The following is a 19,195-nucleotide window of genomic DNA, read 5'->3' as shown; positions in this document are numbered from 1 at the left end:
TGGACATACCGAGTATGCCCATACCGCGTATGCATGCGCAACCAGAAGACGGACTGGAGGCCCGTGGCGGTGTCGCCACGGGCCTCCAGTCCGCCGTTTCGGTCGCGTCCGCGACCCCGGGGTCAGGAACCCAGCTTCGACAACTCCTCGAACTCGTCGTCGGTCAGCTCGATGGTCGCGCCCTGCAGGTTGTCCTCCAGGTGCGAGACGCTTGAGGTACCCGGGATCGGGAGCACCACGGGCGAGCGCTTGAGCAGCCACGCGAGGGCGAGCTGCGCCGGGGACGCACTCTTCCGCGACGCGATCTCGGTGAGCGGGGAGTCCTCGCCGGTCAGCCCGCCGGTCGCGAGCGGGAACCACGGGATGAAGGCGATGCCCTGCTCGGTCGACCAGTCGAGGAGCTCCTCGGCGTCGCGCTTCTGCAGGTTGTACAGGTTCTGCACGGAGACGATCGTCGCGATCTCCTGGGCAGCCTTGACGTCGTCGACCGACACCTCGGACAGGCCGATGTGCCGGATCTTGCCCTCGTCCTGCAGCTTCTTCAGCTCGCCGACCTGGTCCTCGAGCGGGACCTTCGGGTCGATGCGGTGCAGCTGGAACAGGTCGATGCGCTCGAGGCCCAGACGGCGGAGGCTCATCTCGGCCTCCTGACGCAGGTACTCCGGACGGCCGACCGGCGGCCACTCGTTCGGGCCGGTCCGGGTGAGTCCGGCCTTCGTCGCGATGACGACGTCGTCGCCGTAGGGGTGGAGCGCCTCGTGCAGGAGCTCCTCTGCGACGTAGGGGCCGTACGAGTCGGCGGTGTCGAAGAAGTCCACGCCGAGCTCGACGGCGCGCTGCAGCACGCGGACGGCCTCGTCGTGGTCCTTCGGGGGTCCCCAGACGCCGGGGCCGGTGAGCTGCATGGTGCCGTAGCCGAGGCGGTGGACCTCGAGGTCGCCGCCGATGCGGAAGGTGCCGGAGGCGGCGGCCGGACGGTTCGTGGTGTCGGTGCCAGTGGTCATGTCCCCGGTCTACGCCGGAGGCGTTGCCGGTCCCTGAGTCGGTGTCCCCCGCCGCTCCGACCGGTCCGGACGCGGGTGCGGCGTCTCGCCCCGTTCCAGCCCTGCGACGAGCTTCGTCAGCCGGTTCGTCCGCGAGGTCGCACTCGGCGCGGTCGTGATCCGGTGCAGCACGGCGTACCGGTTCGTGCCGTCGAGCTCGGCGAACAGGGCGGCGGCCGGGGGTGACGCGTCGAGCGCGGCCTGCAGGTCCTCGGGGACGGTGGCGGTCGCCGGCCCGGCGTACGCGCGGTCCCACCGGCCGTCGCCCTTCGCCCGGTCGATCTCGGCCTGCCCGCGCTCGCGCATCCGGCCGTCGGCGATGAGCGTCGCGACGAGTCCGAGGTTGCGCTGCGACCAGAGTGAGGCCTTCCGCCGCGGGGTGAACCGCTGGCGGTAGGTCGTGTCGTCCCGCCCACGCCGCTGCCCGTCGATCCACCCGGAGCACAGTGCCTCGTCGAGGGCGGTGTCGTAGGTCAGGGTCGTCGGCTCGGTGACGCCCTTCTTCGCGAGCACGAGCCACACCCCGTCGGCGTCGCCCTCGTGCGCGTCGAGCCACGCGCGCCACGCGCCGACGTCCGGCAGCACCAGGTCGACGATGTCCATGCGGTCATCGTAGGACGGCCCCGGCCCGGCCGGCCGGCCCCGGCTCCTGCCCGAGTCTCGGCGTGGGCGACAGTCCGCGCGGTGCGCGCCACGAGAACTGTCGCCCACACCGAGACTCGCGTGCGTCGGGCCGAGACTCGTGCGGCGTCAGACCCAGTTCGGCTGGTCGAGCACGCCCGTCGGATCGGCCTGTTCGGCGATGCGGTGCAGGCGCGAGGTGTTGTCCCCGAAGTACGCCGACGGGTCCGTGATCGCCGCGTCGCAGTAGTTCGCGTACGCCGCGTCGCCCCACGCCGGCCGCATGGCCCGTCGGAACCCCCGCACGTACGCGTCGAACGGTGCAGGGTCCGCGCCGTCGGCGAAGACCGCCGTGTACTGCACGGTCATGAGCGCGGATCGCCACGGGAACGCCGAGTCGGTCCGGCCGATGTCCGCCACGACGCCGCCGAGGGCGTCGAGCGCGACCCCGCCCTCGAGGTTGCCGTCGACGTCGCCCGCCGCGGCCGCCCGGGCGACGAGCACGTCGATCTGCGCGTCGGTGAGCTTCACCGATCCGATCGACGACGTCGCTGCCTCGGACACCCGCTGCGGCTTCCCCGCCAGCGCGGACATCGCGGCGCCGTAGGTGAGCACCTGCCCGGTGTGGGCGAGGGGCTTCGCACCGGTGGCGGCGATGAAACCGTCGACGGAGGTGTCGGCGCCGGTCTTCGATCCGGTCCACACGCCGGTCACGGTGACCGTCGGCGCGGTGTGCCGACTGCCGTTCAGCAGCTTGAGCGTCGACCACAGCTTCGGGTCGGCGGTGGGCGCCCAGTCCTGCCAGGCGCGCACCACGGCAGCGGCGGCCGACCACGCGAACGTGATTGTGAAGAGCAGGACGGGAGGCGCGGCCTGCGTCCGGTACGTCAGTGCGGTCACGACGCCGACGGTTCCACCGCCCCCACCGCGGCAGGCCCAGAACAGGTCCGGTTCGCTGGACGTCGAGACCTCGTGCACGGCGCCGTCCGGAGTGACGAGCGTCACGCCGGTGAGCTGGTCGCAGGTCAGCCCGAACGAGCGGACGAGCACGCCGACCCCACCGCCGAGGGTGAGCCCGCCGATGCCGACGGTCGGACAGGAGCCGGCGCCGATCGCCCGTCCGGCCTTCGCGAGCGCGGCGTAGACGTCACCGAGCTGCGCACCCGGGCCGATCGTGACGGTGTCGTCGTCGTGCAGTTCGATGTCGTCGAGGTCCTGCGTGCTGATCACGAGCGACCGCGGGACGTCGGTCCCGGGTGCGCCGCCGGCGGACCAGCCCGTGTACGAGTGCCCGCCCGCTCGCAGTGCGACGGGGGTGCGGGTGTTCCGCGCGAACGCGAGACCGGCCTGCACGTCCGCGACCCCGGCGACGCGCAGGATGCCCTGCGGGTCGGCGTCGTCGAAGCGCGGGTTCTCGAGCACGCGCGCGCTGTCCCACCCGTTCGACCCGGACCGGAGCACCGTGCCGGAGACGGCGGCGGCGAGGGCGTCCCACGAGTCGGGGCCACCGGGTGTCGGCGTGCTCGTCGGCTCGGGCGAGCTGCTGGCGGTCGGTCTCGGCGAACCCGACGGAGCGGGACCCGGCCGGCTGCACGCTGCCAGGACCCCGGCGAGCCCGAGTCCGACGCCCCCGGCGAGCAGGGCGCGCCGGGTCGACGTGCGGCTCACGAGCCGGCGAGTCCCCCGCTGGCACCGGTGATGCCGGGGTGTGCAGACTTCGCGAGGCCCTCGGTCATCGAGTGCGCCGCTTCGGCGTCGGCGAGGGAGCGGGCGCCGAGTGTCGGGTCGACCGGTTCGAGGTGGGCGAGGCGCTTCGCACGACGGCGGTTCTGCACCTCGAGCACGGTGAGCAGCGCGGCGATGGCCACGACCACTCCGATGACGATCCACACGACGACCATGACGTTCCCCTTCCGTCCCGGGGCGTCCACCCCGTCCCCCGAGCGTACCGCCGCCGTGACTACGCCGCGCTGCTGATCCGAACGGCGCCCGCCCACCCGTGCACCCACTCGGGCAGTTCGCGGTCAGCCGGTGCTCCGCCCACGGCGTCGAGCAGGTCCGTCATCGGGACCGTCCCGCCGGAGCGTCGCAGGAACCGCGCCTGCACGACGGCACGGGCGACGACGGCTCCGCGACGGACGAACGTCTGCTCCAGGTACACGGCCCGGTCGTCGACGCCGAGCACCCGGGTCACGAGCTCGAACCGCTGCCCGAGCGTCAGGGACCGCTTGTACGTGATGGTCTGCGCCGAGACGACCGGGTACCAGCCGCGCTCCGCGATCGCGCTCCAGAACCCCGACCGCAGCATCAGGTCGAGCCGCCCGAGGTCGAGCATCGACAGGTACTTCCCGTTGTTGACGTGCCGCAGCGGGTCCAGGTCGGTCAGGGTCACGCGGAACGGTGTGCGTGCCTCGTCCCAGAGCGACGGCCGCCGTCCACCCGTCGTCGGGCGGAGCCGGACACGCAGGCGCAACAGGAACAGCCGGAAGTACAGGTTCACGCCCCGATCACACCAGAAGGCCGCGCTGCCCCGCGTGGACCTTGGAGGATCCACACGAACGGTGCCCGTGTCTGACCGGCACAGGCAGTGCCTTCCTCCGAGCGGTGCTCCCGGAGTAGACCTGCACCATGCAGACACGCAAGCTCGCAGACCTCGAGGTCGGACCCGTCGGCCTCGGCACCATGGGCATGAGCGCCTTCTACACGGGCGCCGGCACCGACGACGCGGAGTCGATCCGCACGATCCACCGCGCGATCGACCTCGGCGTCACCCTGTTCGACACGGCCGAGGCGTACGGCCCCTACACGAACGAGGACCTGCTCCGCCGGGCCCTCGCCGACCGCCGCGACGACGTCGTGATCGCGACGAAGTTCGGCCTCATCACCCACACCGCCGGTGAGGAGACGCCCGCCACCGGCCGCGGCATCAGCTCCGCACCGGAGTCCGTGCGCGAGGCCCTCGAGGGGTCCCTGCGGCGCCTCGGCACCGACCACATCGACCTGTACTACCAGCACCGCGTCGACCCGGCCGTCCCGATCGAGGACGTCATCGGGCAGCTCGCCGGCTTCGTGCAGGAGGGCAAGATCCGGCACATCGGCCTGTCCGAGGCGGGTCCGGAGACCATCCGCAAGGCCCACGCCGTGCAGCCGATCACTGCCCTGCAGAGCGAGTACTCGCTGTGGACGCGCGACCCCGAGGGTGCGGTGCTCGACACTCTGCGCGAGCTCGGCATCGGACTGGTGCCGTACTCGCCGCTCGGCCGCGGGTTCCTGACCGGTGCGATCACGAAGCCGTCCGACCTGGACTCCGACGACTTCCGCCTGGCGAACCCGCGCTTCCAGGAAGAGGCGTTCGCGCAGAACATGCGCATCGTCGACGCCGTCAAGGCGATCGCGACCGAGGCCGAAGCCACCCCGGCCCAGGTCTCCCTCGCCTGGCTGCTCGCCCAGGGCGACGACGTCGTGCCGATCCCGGGCACGAAGCGCGTGTCGCGCCTCGAGGAGAACGTCGGTGCCGCCGACCTGACCCTCACCGCGGACCAGGTCACGCGCCTGTCGGCGCTCCCGGTCCCGAGCGGCGACCGCTACCCCGACATGTCGACCATCGGTCGCTGACGCAACCGGATGACGGCCGGGAGGCCCGTGGCGGATCCGCCACGGGCCTCCCGGCCGTCTCTGCGTGCGTTTCGGGCGCTGGTCCGGTGACCGACGCGACCCACGCCCGTCATCCCGGGGAAACACGGGGTGCATAGCGTCCGGAGCACAGGGAAACCACCGCTCGAAGGGGACGCCATGACGACCACGAAGATACCGCGCGCGACACCGACCGAGGACGGCGTCGACTCCGTCCCACCGCTCGCCAGGCTCCTGCCGCTCGGCCTGCAGCACGTGCTCGCGATGTACGCGGGCGCGATCGCCGTCCCGCTCATCGTCGGTGGGGCCCTCGGCTTCGACAGCGCCGACCTGGCCTTCCTCATCAGTGCCGACCTGTTCGTCGCGGGCCTCGCCACGATCGTGCAGTCCGTCGGCTTCTGGCGGTTCGGCGTCCGGCTGCCGCTCGTGCAGGGCGTCACCTTCGCCGCGGTCGGCCCGATGATCGCGATCGGCACCGAGCACGGCATCACCGCCGTCTACGGGGCGACGATCGCGTGCGGCGTGTTCATGGTGGTCGTCGCGCCGTGGTTCGCGCAGCTCGTCCGCTTGTTCCCACCGATCGTCACCGGCACGGTCATCCTGATCATCGGTCTGTCGCTCATGAGCGTCGCCGCCGGCTGGGTCACCGACGGCGGCAAGGACGGTGCTGCCGACCCGCTCGACGTCGCGTTCGCAGTCGGGGTCCTGCTCGCGATCGTCCTGGTCGAACGGTTCGCCCCGCGCGGTCTCGCCCGGGTCTCGGTGCTGTTCGGACTGCTGCTCGGCACGGTCGTGGCGCTGTTCGTCCCCGGCATGGTCGACGGGTCGGGCATCGGCGACGCGGGCTGGTTCGCCTTCGTCACGCCGTTCCACTTCGGGCTGCCGACGTTCGACCTCGCCTCGATCGTGTCGATGCTCGTCGTCGGGCTCGTGATCATGACCGAGACCACCGGCGACATGATCGCGGTCGGCGAGGTCACCGGCCGCCCGGTGTCGAAGCGCACGCTCGCCGACGGTCTGCGCGCGGACGGACTCGGCACCGTCGTCGGCGGGGTGTTCAACACGTTCCCGTACACGGCGTTCGCGCAGAACGTCGGGCTCGTCGCACTGACCGGCGTGCGCTCCCGGTACGTGGCGACGGCGGCTGGCGGCATCCTCGTCGTGCTCGGCCTGGTGCCGAAGGTGGCCGCGGTGGTCGAGGCGATCCCGCACGCGGTGCTCGGCGGTGCCGGTGTCGCGCTGTTCGGCATGGTCGCGGCGTCGGGCATCAGGACGCTGTCGAAGGTGCGGTTCGACAACCGGAACGTCCTCGTGGTGGCGCTGCCGCTCGGCATCGCGCTGCTGCCGACCGTCGCCCCGGAGATCTACGGGCAGTTCCCGACCTGGTTCACGCTGGTGTTCGACTCGGGGATCTCGGCCGGCGCCGTCGCGGCGATCCTGCTCAACCTGCTGCTCGGGTCGCGTTCCGTGGCCGAGCGGTACGGCGAGGACCCGGCGGTCGGTTCGTACGACGGGGTGCGGTCGACGGCGCCGATCGCACTGCCGCGCGAGGAGCCCTCGGCCTAGACGAAGGCGGGCAGGTGCTCCCACGCTCGGGGCGCCTCGGCCACGCCGTCGCGGACGACCGTCCCCTCGATCAGCCCGTAGGGACGGTCGGCCGCGATGAACACCTCGTTCTCGTTCGTCAGGTCGAACGGCGACAGGTCCACGACGAAGTGGTGCTTGTTCGGCATCGCGAACCGCACCTCGGCGAGTTCGGGCCGCAGTTCGATCGCCGCCCGCCCCATCTCCCACAGCGTCTGCTGCAGGGCGAGCGAGTGCACCGTGGCGAACTGCTCGAGCATCACGGCGACGACCTCCTCGTACAGGGCGTCGTAGTCGATCCCGGCCTCGACGGCGGACGGCAGGTACCGCCACCGCGCCGTGACCTCGGTCGCCATGATCCGGTCCGTCGTCTCCGGCAGGGTCGTGAACCGCGACCGCGGGAACCCGTGGAACTCGGAGCCGGTCGACTTCAGGACGACCAGGTCCTTGACCCCGCCGGTGACGTGGCGCTCGCCGCCCTCGACGTGCACCGTCGCCAGGCGGGTGCCCGTGCCGGTGCGTCGGAACGAGTGGTCGTGCGGCTGTCCGTCGACCGTGATGCGTTCCCACGGGTGCACCTCCGCCTGCCAGAGCCCGCCCTCGACCCAGTCGAACTCGCTCGTGAACTGGTCGGCGAGCAGTGCGAGGAAGTCCTCCGGAGCTCCGACGCCGTGCTCCTTCGCCAGGGCGAACACGGTGTTCTTCTGGGTGTCCGTCGCGACGATCCGGGAGTTGTCGCCGCTGGTGAACGACCCGGCGAACGCCTCGCCGATGAGCTGCGACGTCACGGTCAGGTCGGCGATCTCGTGCCGGTCGCCGTGCCGGGTCACCCGCACCAGGCGGTTCTCGGCCTTGCCGTACTTGTTCGGTCCCAGGTGGACGGTGGTCTCCGACATGGCGGTCAACTCCCTCGGTAGGTGCTGTAGGCGAAGGGGCTCAGCAGCAGCGGGACGTGCAGGTGCTCGGTTCCCGTGACGCGGAACGCCACGGTCACGAACGGGTGGAAGGTCGGCACCCCGGCGGCGGCGAAGTACGGGCCGGTGTCGAAGCGCAGCACGTGGTCGGTGCGCGCGAGCACGTCGGGGCCGAGTGCCGCACGGCCGTCGGTATCGGTCGAGCCGGTCGCGACGACGTCACCGTCCACGGTGCTGAGCGTCAGGCCGACGCCGACCGCCGGGGTGCCGGTGGTGGCGTCGAGCACGTGCGTGGTCAGGTGCGGCACGGCGAAGGTCGCACGGATGCGGTGCAGGGCGATGTCGGCCAGGGCAGCGGCGGCCTCGCGCGTCTCGACCGCCGGGTCGCCCGCGAGGCGCCGGTCGAGCTCGGCCAGCAGCTCCTCGGGGGTCCGACCGGCGGCCCGCACCAGGAACACCCGCCCGAACCGTTGCTCGTACGCGACGTTGCCGTCGGCGATCCGGCCGGCCACCTCGTCGCCGGCGGTGCGCATCGACGACTGTTCGCGGGCGGACGAGGCATCGGTCGTCCGCTCCCCGATCCGCGGGTGCTGCGCGAGGGCGTGGTCGAGTTCCGGCCCACCCCACGACGCCGACTCGGCACGTGCCCGGTCGAGCAGCGCCGGTACCGAGCCGAAGGGGCGCGCGGCCACCAGGGCGTCGACCCAGGCGGGCACGTCGGCCCAGCTCCGGATCACCGCCGCGGCGTCGGGGGCGGTCGCGTCGTCGAGGTCGCCGAGGTCCATGTGGCGAGGCTACGGAACGACCGTTTCACCCGCGTTACCGGGCGGTTTCCCCCGCAACGCGACCCGCGGCCCTGAAACGGTCGCGTCTGCCGGACGGGAGGCCCGTGGCGGCCCCGCCCCGCGCCTCCCGTCCGCCGTCCGTCGCGTTGCGGACGCGAGACGCCGGCGGCTCAGACCTCGGCGGCTCAGACCTCCGTGGCGAAGGACGCTGCGCGCAGCTGCAGGTCCTCGATGCGCCGCAGGCGCGCGGCCTCGACGTCGTAGCCCTCGTAGGCGGGCGGCGGCAGCTTCCGGACGTTCCGCGAGCACTGGAAGTCCTGGCAGACGAGCGTGCCGACGGTGTCGCCGTTCCGCCCCGCCTTGCCGGACCGCTTCGCGCTGTAGAACACGACGTCGTTCGGCAGCTTGACGTCCTGGCACCACGAGCACTGGGCGCGCGAGCGCGACGAGGCCTCGGCCTGCCGGAACACGATGCCGACGAGCGTTCCCTCGAGCGTCGGCACGACGGCGTACGCACGCCGACCGATCTTCGGGTCGCGCCAGCCCAGGAAGTCGAGGGCGTCCCAGTCGATCGCCTCGAAGTCGGCGGGCAGCGTGATGTCGGTCGTCTCCTTGCGGGAGGCGTTGACGAAGGACGTGCGGAGGGTCTTCTCCGTGATGGGGAGCATGGTGCATCGCTTTCGAGCGGGCCCGGGGCGTGCGGACGCACACCGCGCCGGGCGAAGGGAGGTCAGGGTTCGACGAGGGCGGCCGTGCCTGCGGGCACGACCGGGGGCCTCACGCCCTGATGCCGGCGAAACGGGCGCCGACCACCTCCTGGAAGCTCACGCCAACAGCCTACGTCGACGTGTCAAGCGCGGGGACGGCCGTCACCAGGACGAGGGCGCCCTCGTAGGTCGGCCGGATCCGCAGCGCCCCGTGCCGCCGGTCCCACTCGCCGGCGTCGAGCGCGGTACGGAGGGCGGCCACCGATCGCCGTGCGGTGAGCTCGTCGACGAAGCTCCACGCCGAGTTCGCCTTCCGGGCGCCGGGGTCGAGCAGGCGCTCCGGCCGGGCGTAGTACGCCTCGGAGAAGCCGTCGACGCACGTGAACGGGATCGGCAGCGGGGTGTTCGTGACGGTGTCGTCGCCCAGTGCGGCGGCGATGCGGTCGAGCGCGGGGTAGCGCCGGGCCTCGGTCGCCATCACCTCGGGTGCGTACTCGGCGAGCCAGAAGTCCTCGACGCGGGCCGGGTCGCACGTCAGGATCACGATCGGACCCCGGGTCACCCGGCGCAGCTCGGCCAGCCCGCGCTCGAGGTCGCCCCACTGGTGCACCGAGAACGTCGTCATCGCGGCGTCGAACGTGTCGTCGTCGAAGGGCAGGTCCTCGGCGGTGGCGTCGATCGCCGTCGACAGGGTGGCCGGTCGTTGGGCGCGCATCGACGTCGAGGGTTCGACGGCCGTGACGTCGCGATCGGTCGGCTCGTAGGATCCGGCACCGGCACCCACGTTGAGGACGGTGCGGGCGTCGCCGAGGGCCTTCGCGATCGCCCGGGCGAACGTCGGTTCGGGGCGGCGGTACTGCCGGTAGTCCTGGCCGATGCGGGCGTAGTCGGCGTCCCCCGCTGATCCGTCCGTCGTCCTCGTCACGTCCCCAGCCTACGAACCGTGCGCCGGGCCGACCAGCGGTTCAGTCGATCGACTCGGACTCGGACTCCGCCGCGCGCAGGGCCGCGTACTGCTCGGCCCGTTCCGTCGCGGCCCAGGTGCCGAGCAGGGCCAGCGACCGCTCGGACTCGCTGTCCGGCTCGGCCGAGTACGTGAACAACGTCAGGCCGGGGTCGGCGACCAGGTCGAGCGCCTCGTACGACAACCGGAGCTCGCCGACGATCGGGTGGTCGATGCGCTTCCCGCCGGCGCGCTGCAGCCGGACGTCGTGCGCGGCCCACCAGCCGCGGAACTCCTCGCTGCGCGTGGAGAGCTCCCCGACCAGGGTGATGAGTCCGGGCTCGCACGGGTTCGACACCGCGGCTGCCCGGAGCACGGCGACGGCGTCCTTCGCGGTCTGCGCCCAGTCCGGGAAGAAGTCACGGGCAGCGGGGTCGAGGAACGTGAAGCGTGCGGTGTTCACGGGACGCCCCGGGCCGGCGAACATCGGCGAGTACAGCGCGCGACCGAGCTCGTTCGTCGCGACGACGTCACCGCGTTCGTTGCGCACCCAGGCAGGCGCGCCGGTGATGGCGTCGAGCAGGCGCTGGACGCCGGGGCGGACCCGGGTGGGGACGGTGCGGTGCATCGTCTTGACGCCGGAGTTCGCCAGTCGGGTGAGGTCCCACAGGTGGACGCGCTCGTCCTCGTCGAGCTGCAGGGCGCTCGCGAGGCCCTCGAGCACGCTGTCCGAGACCCCCTTGAGCGATCCACGCTCGAGCCGTGTGTAGTAGTCGACGCTCACGCCGGCGAGCATCGCGACCTCGTGCCGTCGCAGCCCGGGGACGCGTCGGACCCCGCCGCCGAACGACGGCATGCCGACCTGCTCGGGGGTGAGCCGCGCTCGCCGGGAGGACAGGAAGTCGCGGATCTCGTTGCGCACGTCGATACCCATGGGGAGAGCGTACGTGGCGGCGCTGTCCGTCCGGCAGGCACTGGCGGTACCCGCCGGGCGGACGGGAGGCCCGTGGCGGCGCCGCCACGGGCCTCCAGGTCAGCTGCGCGGAGTTCAGAGCGTGACGTCGGCCGTGATCCGGACGCGCGCCACGCGGTGACCGTCCATGGCGGTCACCTCGAGGCGGTGTCCACCGGCGGCGACGACGTCGCCGACTTCCGGCACGCGGTCCAGGTGGACCTGGACGAGGCCGCCGACGGTCTCGTAGTCACCGTCGGGCAGCGCCGGACCGCCGTCGGCGACGAGGTCCTCGAGCACCGTGGACCCGTCCACGCCGTCGTGCTCGGCCGTGGGTTCGTCGTACTCGTCGCGAATACGGCCGACGAGGTCCTCGAGCAGCGCCTCGAGCGTGACCATGCCCGCACTGCCGCCGTACTCGTCCACCACCAGGGCGATCTGGTGCCCGTCGGTCCGCATGTCCGCGATCGCGCTCGACAGCGACTTCGTCTCCGGCAGTGCAAGCACCGGGCGTACCAGGGTCGACACCGGTGCGGACGGGTCGCTCGGACGGAGCAGGTCGCGGAGGTGCACGAAGCCGTCGACCTCGTCGCGTCCGCCGGAGGTCACGAGGTACCGGGTGTGCCCGACCTCGATCGCGTGGTCGGTGGCCTCGGCGATGGTCAGCGCGGCGTCGATCGTGGACACGTCGTACCAGGGGCGCATCGACTCGCGCAGGATCCGGTCACCGGCGTCCAGCGCGCTCCGGGCGATCCGGCGGCCCTGCTCGTCGACGCCGGTGTGCTCGTCGACGAGGCCGCGGAGCTCCTCGGTGCTCATCGACTCACTGCGGGCGTTCGGGTCGCCACCGAGTGCGCGGACGACCAGGTTCGTCGAGGCCGACAGCACCCAGATCACCGGGCGCATCAGGGTCGCGAAGCGGTCGAGGGTCGGTGCGACGAGCATCGAGAAGCCCTCGGCCCGCTGCAGGGCGAGTCGCTTCGGCACGAGCTCGCCGAACACGAGCGACAGGTAGGCGATGACGAGGGTCATCAGCACGAGAGCGACCGTCTCGGCAGCTCCCTGGCCGAGCCCGAGCCCGGTGAACACGGGTGCGACGTCGGGCGCGATCGACGAGGCGCCGTACGCGGCGGAGAAGAACCCGGCGACGGTCACGCCGATCTGCACGGCCGCGAGGAACCGGTTCGGGTCACGCCCGAGTTCGGCGACCCGCAAGCCACGGGAGCCCCGGCGTTCGAGTTGCTGCAGCTGCGACTCACGGAGCGAGACGAGTGCGATCTCGGCGGCGGCGAAGACCCCGCCGACGAGCACGAAGAGGATGACGAGCCCGAAGGCGATCCAGGTGTCGGCGCCCATCAGCGGGCAGCTTCCTCGGATCGACGACGGGCGGGCGGTCTGTGGTGATCGTCCATGCCTGTGAGTCTGCACAGGGCAGCTGGGACGTCACCCCACCAGCGCTCGACGTCTGCTGTGCGTCCGCAGTGGGTGGTGTCGGGGGCTACGTCGTCAGTGAGCGGCCGATGCGGGCTTCGAGCCACGCCTCGGGGTCGATCGGGGTCACGCCGTCCATCAGGACCTCGAGGTGCAGGTGCGCACCGGTCGAGACGCCGGAGGACCCCACGAGTCCGATGAACTCGCCAGCCTCGACCTGGTCGCCGACCTTGAGCGGCGACGACCCCGGGATCATGTGCCCGTAGAGCGTCGACACCTGGCGGCCGTCGATCTCGTGGTCGATGATCACGGCGTTGCCGTACGAGAAGTACGTGCCCGAGATCCGGACGGTGCCCGCGGCGACGGCACCGATGGCCGTGCCCATGCCGGGCGTGAAGTCGAGTCCCTGGTGCAGGGAGGAGCACGCGCCGCACGGTGCCGAGCGGTAGCCGAAGCCCGAGCTCATCTGCACCGGGCCGGGGAACGGGGAGCGGACCGCGCCGCCGTACGAGACGGCTTCGCCCGCGATGCCACTCGTGTCGGCCGTGCCGCCGGTGGTGACGATCCGGCGCGTCGTGCCGCCGCCGACGGTGAACCCGTCGCGGTCGAGCCCGGTCGCGGTGACCGCCTGGGTGACCGCGTAGTCCTGGGTGCGCACGATCGGCGCGATGGTCGAGGTCGCCATCGAGGTGCCGGCGCTGGCGTGGGCGGGCATCGCCGAGGCGGCGAACATCGCGATCGCCGCAGCCGCGCTGGTCAGGGTGATCCGTCCGGCACGACCGGACCGGGAGGCCCGTGGGGCCTTCGTGACGCTCGTCACGGTGGGAGCGGGACGGCGGACCACGCGCGTGATGCGGGTGTCGACGTGCTCGGTCGTCGCGCGGGCTGCGGTGGCGCGGCGGCCGACGGGCTTCGCGACCTTGGCCGGCTTCGCGACCTTCACTGCCTTGGCGGGCTTCTCCGCTCGGCGCTGGGGCTTCCGGGCTGCGGCACGCTCGGCCTCGAGGGCAGCGCGACGGGACAGGTGCACCACCGGGGTCTCCGGGTGCTGGTCGAGTTCGGGTGCAGTCGTCATGGCCGCCCACCATTCTGCACGACTCTGTCGCTTTGTACAGGCCTCACCGTGATCTTTTCGTTACCGCGGGGCTGGGAGGCACCTGATCACCGCGGGCCCCGACGTCCCCCGACGGTCCGACATCGGTACCGTCGTGGGAAAGCGACGGAAGGACCCGCACCATGGCCCGATCGCCGCGAGAGCGGCCCGCGCAGGTCGACCTCGGCACCGCCGACGTCGTGCTCGCCGGCACCCAGGAACTCCTGCCCGTGCTCCGCGCCGCCGCGGTGCGCGCGGGTATCGACGCCGCCCGCATGCGGGTCATCGGGGTCGACGACCTGCCGGACCCGGAGGAGACCTGGGACGCCGAACTCGCGGTCATCGCGATCCGGCGCCCCGGTGACGACCCCGCGTTCCACCGTGCGCAGGCGGCCGCTGAGCTCATCGATCCGCTGCTCGTGCCGCACGCGGTCCGGATCGTGGTGACGGTCTCGGGACTGACACGGCTCGCGCCCAAGGTCGAGCGCACCCTGACGTCCGAGGTGCTCCACCAGATCGATGCCGCATCCGCGCCGTCGGGGTTCGAGCGGCCGTTCCGCAGCATGCGCATGCGGCTCGGGCTCGCAGCACTCCGGGCCGCCGGCGTCCGGGTGTTCCGCGTGTCGATCGGCACCTGACCGGCGGGACTGCCGTCAGCGGGCACGGGACTGCCGTCAGCGGGCAGGTGCTCCACGGAGCTCGAGGGCGATCTGCTCGGCGTCGAGGTTCTGCAGCATCGACTCGAGCACCTCGGCGTCGAAGGTGCCGTCGTCGCGGGCGTCGAGGATCGCGGCGCGTTGTGCCTCGAGCACGGCGAGCCGCCGTGCCTTCTCGCGGCCCATCCACGCGCGGAGTTCCGCCGGATCGGCTGCCTCCAGTTCCTCGCGCGTCCGGGGGCCGGCTTCGCTGGTACCGGGGACCTGCTCCGCCGCGGTCCGCATGAGTTCCAGCAACCGCCCGCGTTCCTCGGTGTCCTTCGCGGCGGTGTCCGGCACCGGTGCGGCGATCCGACGGAGCAGCGGGCCGATCGTGCTGCCCTGCACGACGAGCGAGAGCAGGGCCACCGCGAACGCGACGAACACCAGGAGCGACCGTTCCGGAGTGTCCGTCGGCAGGGTCTGCGCCGCCGCGACGGTCACCGCGCCGCGCATGCCCGCCCAGACCACCGCCGTGCCCTCGCGCCAGCCCAGCGGTGCCGTCGTGTAGTACGCGATGTCCGCCAGGGTTCGCCGGACGCGTGTCGTGAACCGGTCGAGTTCGCGCTCCGACGGCGCCCGGTTGCCCGGTCGGTGCTCGCGGATCACCTCGCTCATCGCGTCGCGGTCGCCGGCGTGCATCTCGGCGAAGCGGTCCTGCATCCGCTCACCGCGCTTGGCGGCCGCCGACAGCGCGAACAGGAGCGGCACGACGTACGCGGTCCGGACGAGCACGGTGAGCACGAGGGCGCCGACGGCGATGAGCAGCGCCGGGCCGATGCCGGAGTGGTCCTCCTGCACGTCGCGGAGGATCGTCGCGAGTTCGAGCCCCATCGTCAGGAACACCGCGCCCTCGAGCACGAGCTCGATGGTCTGCCAGTTCTGCGCGTCGGACAGTCGGTGCCCCGGCGGGAGCTTGCGCGGTCCGACGATGCCGGTGAACAGCCCCGCGACGACAGCGGCGACGAGTCCTGACCCGCCGAAGTGCTCGGTCGGTACCGCGGCGACGAACGGCACCGCGAAGGACAGCGCCGTGTTCACCGCTGCGCTCGGCACCCGGGAGCGCACGAACACGTTCAGCCAGCCGACGAACCAGCCGATGACCACGGCGCCCGCGAAGTCGCCGAGCGCTCCCCAGAACGAGAACGACGCGGCAGCGGCCACGATGGCCGTCCGCAGGAGCACCAGTGCGGTGGCGTCGTTGAGGAGCGATTCACCGTCGAGGATCGAGATCGCCCGGCGCGACACCGAGGTCTGCTTGACGATCGACGTCGCGACGGCGTCGGTGGGACTCACGATCGCACCGAGGGCGATCCCCCACCAGAAGCCGAGGCCCGGGACCACCCAGGCGAAGAAGAGCCCGAGCACGAGGCTGCTCGCGACGACGAGCAGCACCGACAGCCCACTGATGGCACCGAACTCGCGCCGGAAGTTCATCGACGGCATCGACACCGCCGACGAGTACAACAGCGGCGGCAGGACTCCGGCGAGGATCCACTCGGGCTCGATCTCCGCGTTCGGGATGAAGGGCAGCAGGCTCGCGACGACCCCGACGGCGACGAGCACGAGTGGCGCCGCGACCCCGATGCGGGGCCCGAGCACGGCGGCGCCCGCGATGGCGATGACGGCGATGACGCCGACCACGAGGAGTTCGGTCACCGGCCCAGCGTGGCACCACCGTGCGTGCGTCGTCACCCCGTGCGCGGTTGGTGGCGCGGTGCGGCGCAGTAGGCGCGCACGCGGCGGTCATCCTCGCACCGAACGACGGAACCGGCACGGTGCGGTGGGCGCGACCGCCGGACGGACGGGAGGCCCGTGGCGGCGTGGCCGCGTGCCTCCTGTCCGCACGGTGCGTGCGTCGTCATCCCGTGCGCGGTTGGCCGCGCGGTGCGGCGCAGCAGGCGCGCACGCGGCGGTCATCCTCGCACCGAACGGCGGAACCGGCACGGTGCGGTGGGCGCGACCGTCCGCGCGATCAGGTCCCTTCGGTCCGGGCTGTGGAGAGACCCCGCCTGGACCGAAGGGTGTGGAGGAGCGACGTGGGCGACGACCGCGACGCTGCCGACGGCGAGCCCGAGCGCCATGGCCCCGGCGCTCACCGTTGTGCCGATGCGGCGGAGTCGGGAGCGTCCACCGCGGTCGCGTGGGGCGAACCGGGCCAGCCCGCGGCGGGGTTCCGGCCCGACGAGCCACGGACCGGAACCGTCGTCGTCGTACGAGAACGGTCCGCTGCCATCCGGCGCGTACCGGTACGGGCCGCTGCCGTCCGAGGCGTAGGCCGAGCGGAGGTCCTCCGCGGCCCACCCGAAGTCCTCCGGTGTCACACGTGTCGTCGCCATGATCGCCCTCCTGCGGCTCTGGAACTGCGGAAGACCAGTCCACCGAGCGTTCCTATGAGCCGACAGTGCGCCTCCAGGACGTCTGCCGAGTACCTGCCGGACGCAGGCCGGACCATGTATCTTGATGTCGAGACATCCCGCACCACGAGTAGCGTGGACGTACCGACGGTCGAACAAGGGAGTACCCGCCAGCATGGCCAAGATCATCTACACCCTCACGGACGAGGCACCGTTCCTCGCCACCCACTCCTTCCTCCCGGTCATCCAGGCCTTCGCCGGCACCGCTGGTGTCGACGTCGAGACCCGCGACATCTCGCTCGCCGGCCGGATCATCGCCCAGTTCCCGGAGCGGCTCACCGACGAGCAGCGCGTGGACGACGCCCTGGCCGAGCTCGGCGAGCTCGCGAAGACCCCCGAGGCGAACATCATCAAGCTGCCGAACATCTCGGCGTCGATCCCGCAGCTCAAGGTCGCGATCAAGGAACTGCAGTCGCAGGGCTACGACCTCCCCGACTACCCGGACGAGCCCACGACGGACGAGCAGCGCGACGCCCGTGCCCGCTACGGCCGTGTCCAGGGCAGCGCCGTCAACCCCGTGCTGCGCGAGGGCAACTCCGACCGCCGCGCTCCCCTGTCCGTCAAGAACTACGCCCGGAAGCACCCGCACCGCATGGGTGCGTGGAGCAGCGACTCGAAGACGAACGTCGTCACGATGGGCGTCGACGACTTCCGCTCGAACGAGAAGTCCTGGATCGCGCCCGCCGACGACGTCCTGACGATCACGTTCGTCGCCGAGGGCGGCGAGACCCAGGTCCTCAAGCAGTCGATCCCCGTCGTGCAGGGCGAGGTCGTCGACGGCACCGTGCTGCACGTCGCCGCACTCGAGGCCTTCCTGCAGGACCAGATCCAGCGCGCCGCAGCCGAGGACATCCTGTTCTCCGTGCACCTCAAGGCGACGATGATGAAGGTCTCCGACCCGATCATCTTCGGCCACGTCATCAAGGCGTTCTTCCCGTCGGTGTTCGAGCGCTTCGGTGCCGACCTGGCCGCCGCCGGACTCACCCCGAACGACGGCCTCGGCTCGATCCTCGCGGGGCTCGACGCCCTGCCGAACGGCGCGGAGATCAAGCAGGCCTTCACCGACGGCATCGCCGCGGGCCCCGAGCTCGCGATGGTCGACTCGGACAAGGGCATCACGAACCTGCACGTCCCGAGCGACGTCATCGTGGACGCCTCGATGCCCGCGATGATCCGCACCTCCGGCCACATGTGGGGCCCGGACGGCGACGAGCACGACACCCTCGCCGTGATCCCGGACTCGAGCTACGCCGGCATCTACCAGACCGTGATCGACGACTGCCGCGTCAACGGCGCCTTCGACCCGGCGACGATGGGCTCCGTGCCCAACGTCGGCCTCATGGCGCTGAAGGCCGAGGAGTACGGCTCGCACGACAAGACCTTCGAGGTCCCCGGCGCCGGCGCCGTCCGCGTGACCAACGCCGCCGGTGACGTCGTCATCGAGCACGACGTCGAGCCCGGTGACATCTGGCGCGCCTGCCAGACCAAGGACATCGCCATCCGCGACTGGGTCAAGCTCGCCGTCACCCGTGCCCGCGCCTCGGAGACCCCGGCCGTGTTCTGGCTCGACGAGACCCGGGCGCACGACGCGAACCTGATCGGTCTGGTCCGCCAGTACCTGGGCGAGCTCGACACCGAGGGCCTGCAGATCGAGATCCTCTCGCCGGAGGACGCCATGCGTTTCTCGCTCGAGCGCATCCGCCGCGGCGAGGACACCATCTCCGTCACGGGCAACGTCCTGCGCGACTACCTGACGGACCTGTTCCCGATCATGGAGCTCGGCACGTCGGCGAAGATGCTCTCCGTCGTCCCGCTGCTCGGTGGCGGCGGCCTGTTCGAGACCGGTGCCGGTGGCTCCGCCCCGAAGCACGTCCAGCAGCTCGTGCAGCAGAACTACCTGCGCTGGGACAGCCTCGGCGAGTTCCTCGCCCTGGCGGTCAGCCTCGAGCACCTCGCCGGTGTGACGGGCAACGAGCGGGCGAAGATCCTCGGTGAGACGCTCGACCGTGCCACCGGGACCTTCCTCGAGCAGGACAAGTCCCCGGGCCGCAAGCTCGGCTCGATCGACAACCGCGGCAGCCACTTCTACCTGGCGAAGTACTGGGCGGAAGAGCTCGCAGCGCAGACGACGGACACCGAGCTCGCAGCGTCGTTCGCCGAGATCGCGGGCAAGCTCGACGCGCAGGAGCAGCAGATCGTCGAGGAGCTGAACGGCGTGCAGGGCCACCCGGCCGACATCGGCGGCTACTACCGCCCGGACGACGCCAAGACGAGCGCGGTCATGCGCCCGTCCGCCACGTTGAACGCGACGCTCGCCGCGCTCTAGACGCACGCACCTGACGGACGGGAGGCCCGGTGCCAGCTGGCACCGGGCCTC

Annotated in this window: 18 protein-coding genes; 4 read left to right on the top strand and 14 right to left on the bottom strand. The window is 71.8% G+C overall.

Translation table 11 applies throughout. From position 1 onward, the window contains the following. Positions 1-122: 122 nt before the first annotated feature. From ITJ69_RS09500 to ITJ69_RS09480, 5 genes are all read right to left on the bottom strand, one after another. The gene (locus tag ITJ69_RS09500; protein WP_159572485.1) at positions 123-1,004 is read right to left on the bottom strand and encodes an aldo/keto reductase; all 882 of its coding nucleotides are present in this window, start codon (positions 1,002-1,004) and stop codon (positions 123-125) included. Between the two features lie 9 nt (positions 1,005-1,013). Beyond that, positions 1,014-1,646, bottom strand: a complete 633-nt coding sequence (locus ITJ69_RS09495) for a YdeI/OmpD-associated family protein (protein ID WP_194672639.1) — start codon at positions 1,644-1,646, stop codon at positions 1,014-1,016. 147 nt (positions 1,647-1,793) lie between these two features. Continuing rightward, complete coding sequence (locus tag ITJ69_RS09490; RefSeq protein ID WP_194672638.1) at positions 1,794-3,332, bottom strand: FAD-binding oxidoreductase; 1,539 nt, start codon at positions 3,330-3,332, stop codon at positions 1,794-1,796. Beyond that, positions 3,329-3,565 carry a hypothetical protein gene (locus ITJ69_RS09485; RefSeq protein WP_194672637.1) on the bottom strand — a complete coding sequence of 79 codons (237 nt, stop codon included), beginning with the start codon at positions 3,563-3,565 and terminating at the stop codon, positions 3,329-3,331. Before ITJ69_RS09485 ends, ITJ69_RS09490 begins: the two co-directional genes overlap by 4 nt. Positions 3,566-3,624: 59 nt before the next feature. Continuing rightward, positions 3,625-4,164: an acyl-CoA thioesterase gene (locus ITJ69_RS09480; protein WP_194672636.1), complete on the bottom strand. Its 540-nt coding sequence runs from the start codon at positions 4,162-4,164 to the stop codon at positions 3,625-3,627. 128 nt (positions 4,165-4,292) lie between these two features. On the opposite strand from ITJ69_RS09480, the gene ITJ69_RS09475 reads away from it, so the two are divergent. After that, positions 4,293-5,279, top strand: a complete 987-nt coding sequence (locus ITJ69_RS09475; RefSeq protein WP_194672635.1) for an aldo/keto reductase — start codon at positions 4,293-4,295, stop codon at positions 5,277-5,279. A gap of 177 nt (positions 5,280-5,456) precedes the next feature. After that, positions 5,457-6,863 carry a nucleobase:cation symporter-2 family protein gene (locus ITJ69_RS09470; protein ID WP_228505322.1) on the top strand — a complete coding sequence of 469 codons (1,407 nt, stop codon included), beginning with the start codon at positions 5,457-5,459 and terminating at the stop codon, positions 6,861-6,863. On the opposite strand, the gene pucL is transcribed toward ITJ69_RS09470, so the two are convergent. From pucL to ITJ69_RS09435, 7 genes are all read right to left on the bottom strand, one after another. Continuing rightward, positions 6,860-7,777: a factor-independent urate hydroxylase gene (gene pucL / locus ITJ69_RS09465; protein ID WP_132099188.1), complete on the bottom strand. Its 918-nt coding sequence runs from the start codon at positions 7,775-7,777 to the stop codon at positions 6,860-6,862. The genes ITJ69_RS09470 and pucL overlap by 4 nt on opposite strands. A gap of 5 nt (positions 7,778-7,782) precedes the next feature. Continuing rightward, positions 7,783-8,580, bottom strand: a complete 798-nt coding sequence (gene uraD / locus ITJ69_RS20950; RefSeq protein ID WP_131920906.1) for a 2-oxo-4-hydroxy-4-carboxy-5-ureidoimidazoline decarboxylase — start codon at positions 8,578-8,580, stop codon at positions 7,783-7,785. 185 nt (positions 8,581-8,765) lie between these two features. Then, positions 8,766-9,248, bottom strand: a complete 483-nt coding sequence (locus ITJ69_RS09455) for an FBP domain-containing protein (protein WP_123339376.1) — start codon at positions 9,246-9,248, stop codon at positions 8,766-8,768. Between the two features lie 169 nt (positions 9,249-9,417). Further along, complete coding sequence (locus ITJ69_RS09450; protein ID WP_194672634.1) at positions 9,418-10,212, bottom strand: class I SAM-dependent methyltransferase; 795 nt, start codon at positions 10,210-10,212, stop codon at positions 9,418-9,420. A 40-nt stretch (positions 10,213-10,252) separates the two neighbouring features. After that, positions 10,253-11,164 carry a helix-turn-helix transcriptional regulator gene (locus tag ITJ69_RS09445; RefSeq protein ID WP_194672633.1) on the bottom strand — a complete coding sequence of 304 codons (912 nt, stop codon included), beginning with the start codon at positions 11,162-11,164 and terminating at the stop codon, positions 10,253-10,255. 114 nt (positions 11,165-11,278) lie between these two features. Beyond that, positions 11,279-12,538 (bottom strand): hemolysin family protein, encoded by a 1,260-nt coding sequence (locus ITJ69_RS09440; protein ID WP_123339379.1) that lies wholly within the window; start codon positions 12,536-12,538, stop codon positions 11,279-11,281. Between the two features lie 142 nt (positions 12,539-12,680). Next, entirely contained in the window at positions 12,681-13,688 is a 1,008-nt protein-coding gene (locus tag ITJ69_RS09435) for a M23 family metallopeptidase (RefSeq protein WP_159572465.1), read from the bottom strand. A 161-nt stretch (positions 13,689-13,849) separates the two neighbouring features. On the opposite strand from ITJ69_RS09435, the gene ITJ69_RS09430 reads away from it, so the two are divergent. Continuing rightward, positions 13,850-14,344, top strand: coding sequence for a hypothetical protein (locus ITJ69_RS09430; protein WP_111083592.1), 495 nt, complete (start codon positions 13,850-13,852; stop codon positions 14,342-14,344). A gap of 36 nt (positions 14,345-14,380) precedes the next feature. Here ITJ69_RS09430 and ITJ69_RS09425 read toward each other — a convergent pair whose 3' ends face one another. Continuing rightward, entirely contained in the window at positions 14,381-16,060 is a 1,680-nt protein-coding gene (locus tag ITJ69_RS09425) for a cation:proton antiporter (protein WP_194672632.1), read from the bottom strand. Between the two features lie 257 nt (positions 16,061-16,317). Then, a complete protein-coding gene (locus tag ITJ69_RS09420; protein WP_194672631.1) occupies positions 16,318-16,740 on the bottom strand; it encodes a hypothetical protein in 423 nt (140 codons plus the stop codon). Positions 16,741-16,933: 193 nt separating this feature from the next. Between ITJ69_RS09420 and ITJ69_RS09415 the strand changes: the two genes are divergently transcribed. Next, a complete protein-coding gene (locus ITJ69_RS09415; RefSeq protein WP_194672630.1) occupies positions 16,934-19,144 on the top strand; it encodes an NADP-dependent isocitrate dehydrogenase in 2,211 nt (736 codons plus the stop codon). The last annotated feature ends 51 nt before the right edge of the window (positions 19,145-19,195 follow it).

Origin of the sequence: Curtobacterium sp. VKM Ac-2887 (assembly GCF_015350935.1) — a bacterium.
Classification (GTDB): Bacteria; Actinomycetota; Actinomycetes; order Actinomycetales; family Microbacteriaceae; genus Curtobacterium.
This window is presented reverse-complemented; position numbering and strand designations above follow the sequence as displayed.

Bases quoted from the DNA above. Each gene is read 5' to 3' on its own strand.
- ITJ69_RS09500 (WP_159572485.1), bottom strand. From the start codon at position 1,004: ATGACCACTGGCACCGACACCACGAACCGTCCGGCCGCCGCCTCCGGC.
- ITJ69_RS09495 (WP_194672639.1), bottom strand. From the start codon at position 1,646: ATGGACATCGTCGACCTGGTGCTGCCGGACGTCGGCGCGTGGCGCGCG.
- ITJ69_RS09485 (WP_194672637.1), bottom strand. From the start codon at position 3,565: ATGGTCGTCGTGTGGATCGTCATCGGAGTGGTCGTGGCCATCGCCGCG.
- ITJ69_RS09475 (WP_194672635.1), top strand. From the start codon at position 4,293: ATGCAGACACGCAAGCTCGCAGACCTCGAGGTCGGACCCGTCGGCCTC.
- ITJ69_RS09470 (WP_228505322.1), top strand. From the start codon at position 5,457: ATGACGACCACGAAGATACCGCGCGCGACACCGACCGAGGACGGCGTC.
- pucL (WP_132099188.1), bottom strand. From the start codon at position 7,777: ATGTCGGAGACCACCGTCCACCTGGGACCGAACAAGTACGGCAAGGCC.
- uraD (WP_131920906.1), bottom strand. From the start codon at position 8,580: ATGGACCTCGGCGACCTCGACGACGCGACCGCCCCCGACGCCGCGGCG.
- ITJ69_RS09455 (WP_123339376.1), bottom strand. From the start codon at position 9,248: ATGCTCCCCATCACGGAGAAGACCCTCCGCACGTCCTTCGTCAACGCC.
- ITJ69_RS09445 (WP_194672633.1), bottom strand. From the start codon at position 11,164: ATGGGTATCGACGTGCGCAACGAGATCCGCGACTTCCTGTCCTCCCGG.
- ITJ69_RS09440 (WP_123339379.1), bottom strand. From the start codon at position 12,538: ATGGGCGCCGACACCTGGATCGCCTTCGGGCTCGTCATCCTCTTCGTG.
- ITJ69_RS09435 (WP_159572465.1), bottom strand. From the start codon at position 13,688: ATGACGACTGCACCCGAACTCGACCAGCACCCGGAGACCCCGGTGGTG.
- ITJ69_RS09430 (WP_111083592.1), top strand. From the start codon at position 13,850: ATGGCCCGATCGCCGCGAGAGCGGCCCGCGCAGGTCGACCTCGGCACC.
- ITJ69_RS09420 (WP_194672631.1), bottom strand. From the start codon at position 16,740: ATGGCGACGACACGTGTGACACCGGAGGACTTCGGGTGGGCCGCGGAG.
- ITJ69_RS09415 (WP_194672630.1), top strand. From the start codon at position 16,934: ATGGCCAAGATCATCTACACCCTCACGGACGAGGCACCGTTCCTCGCC.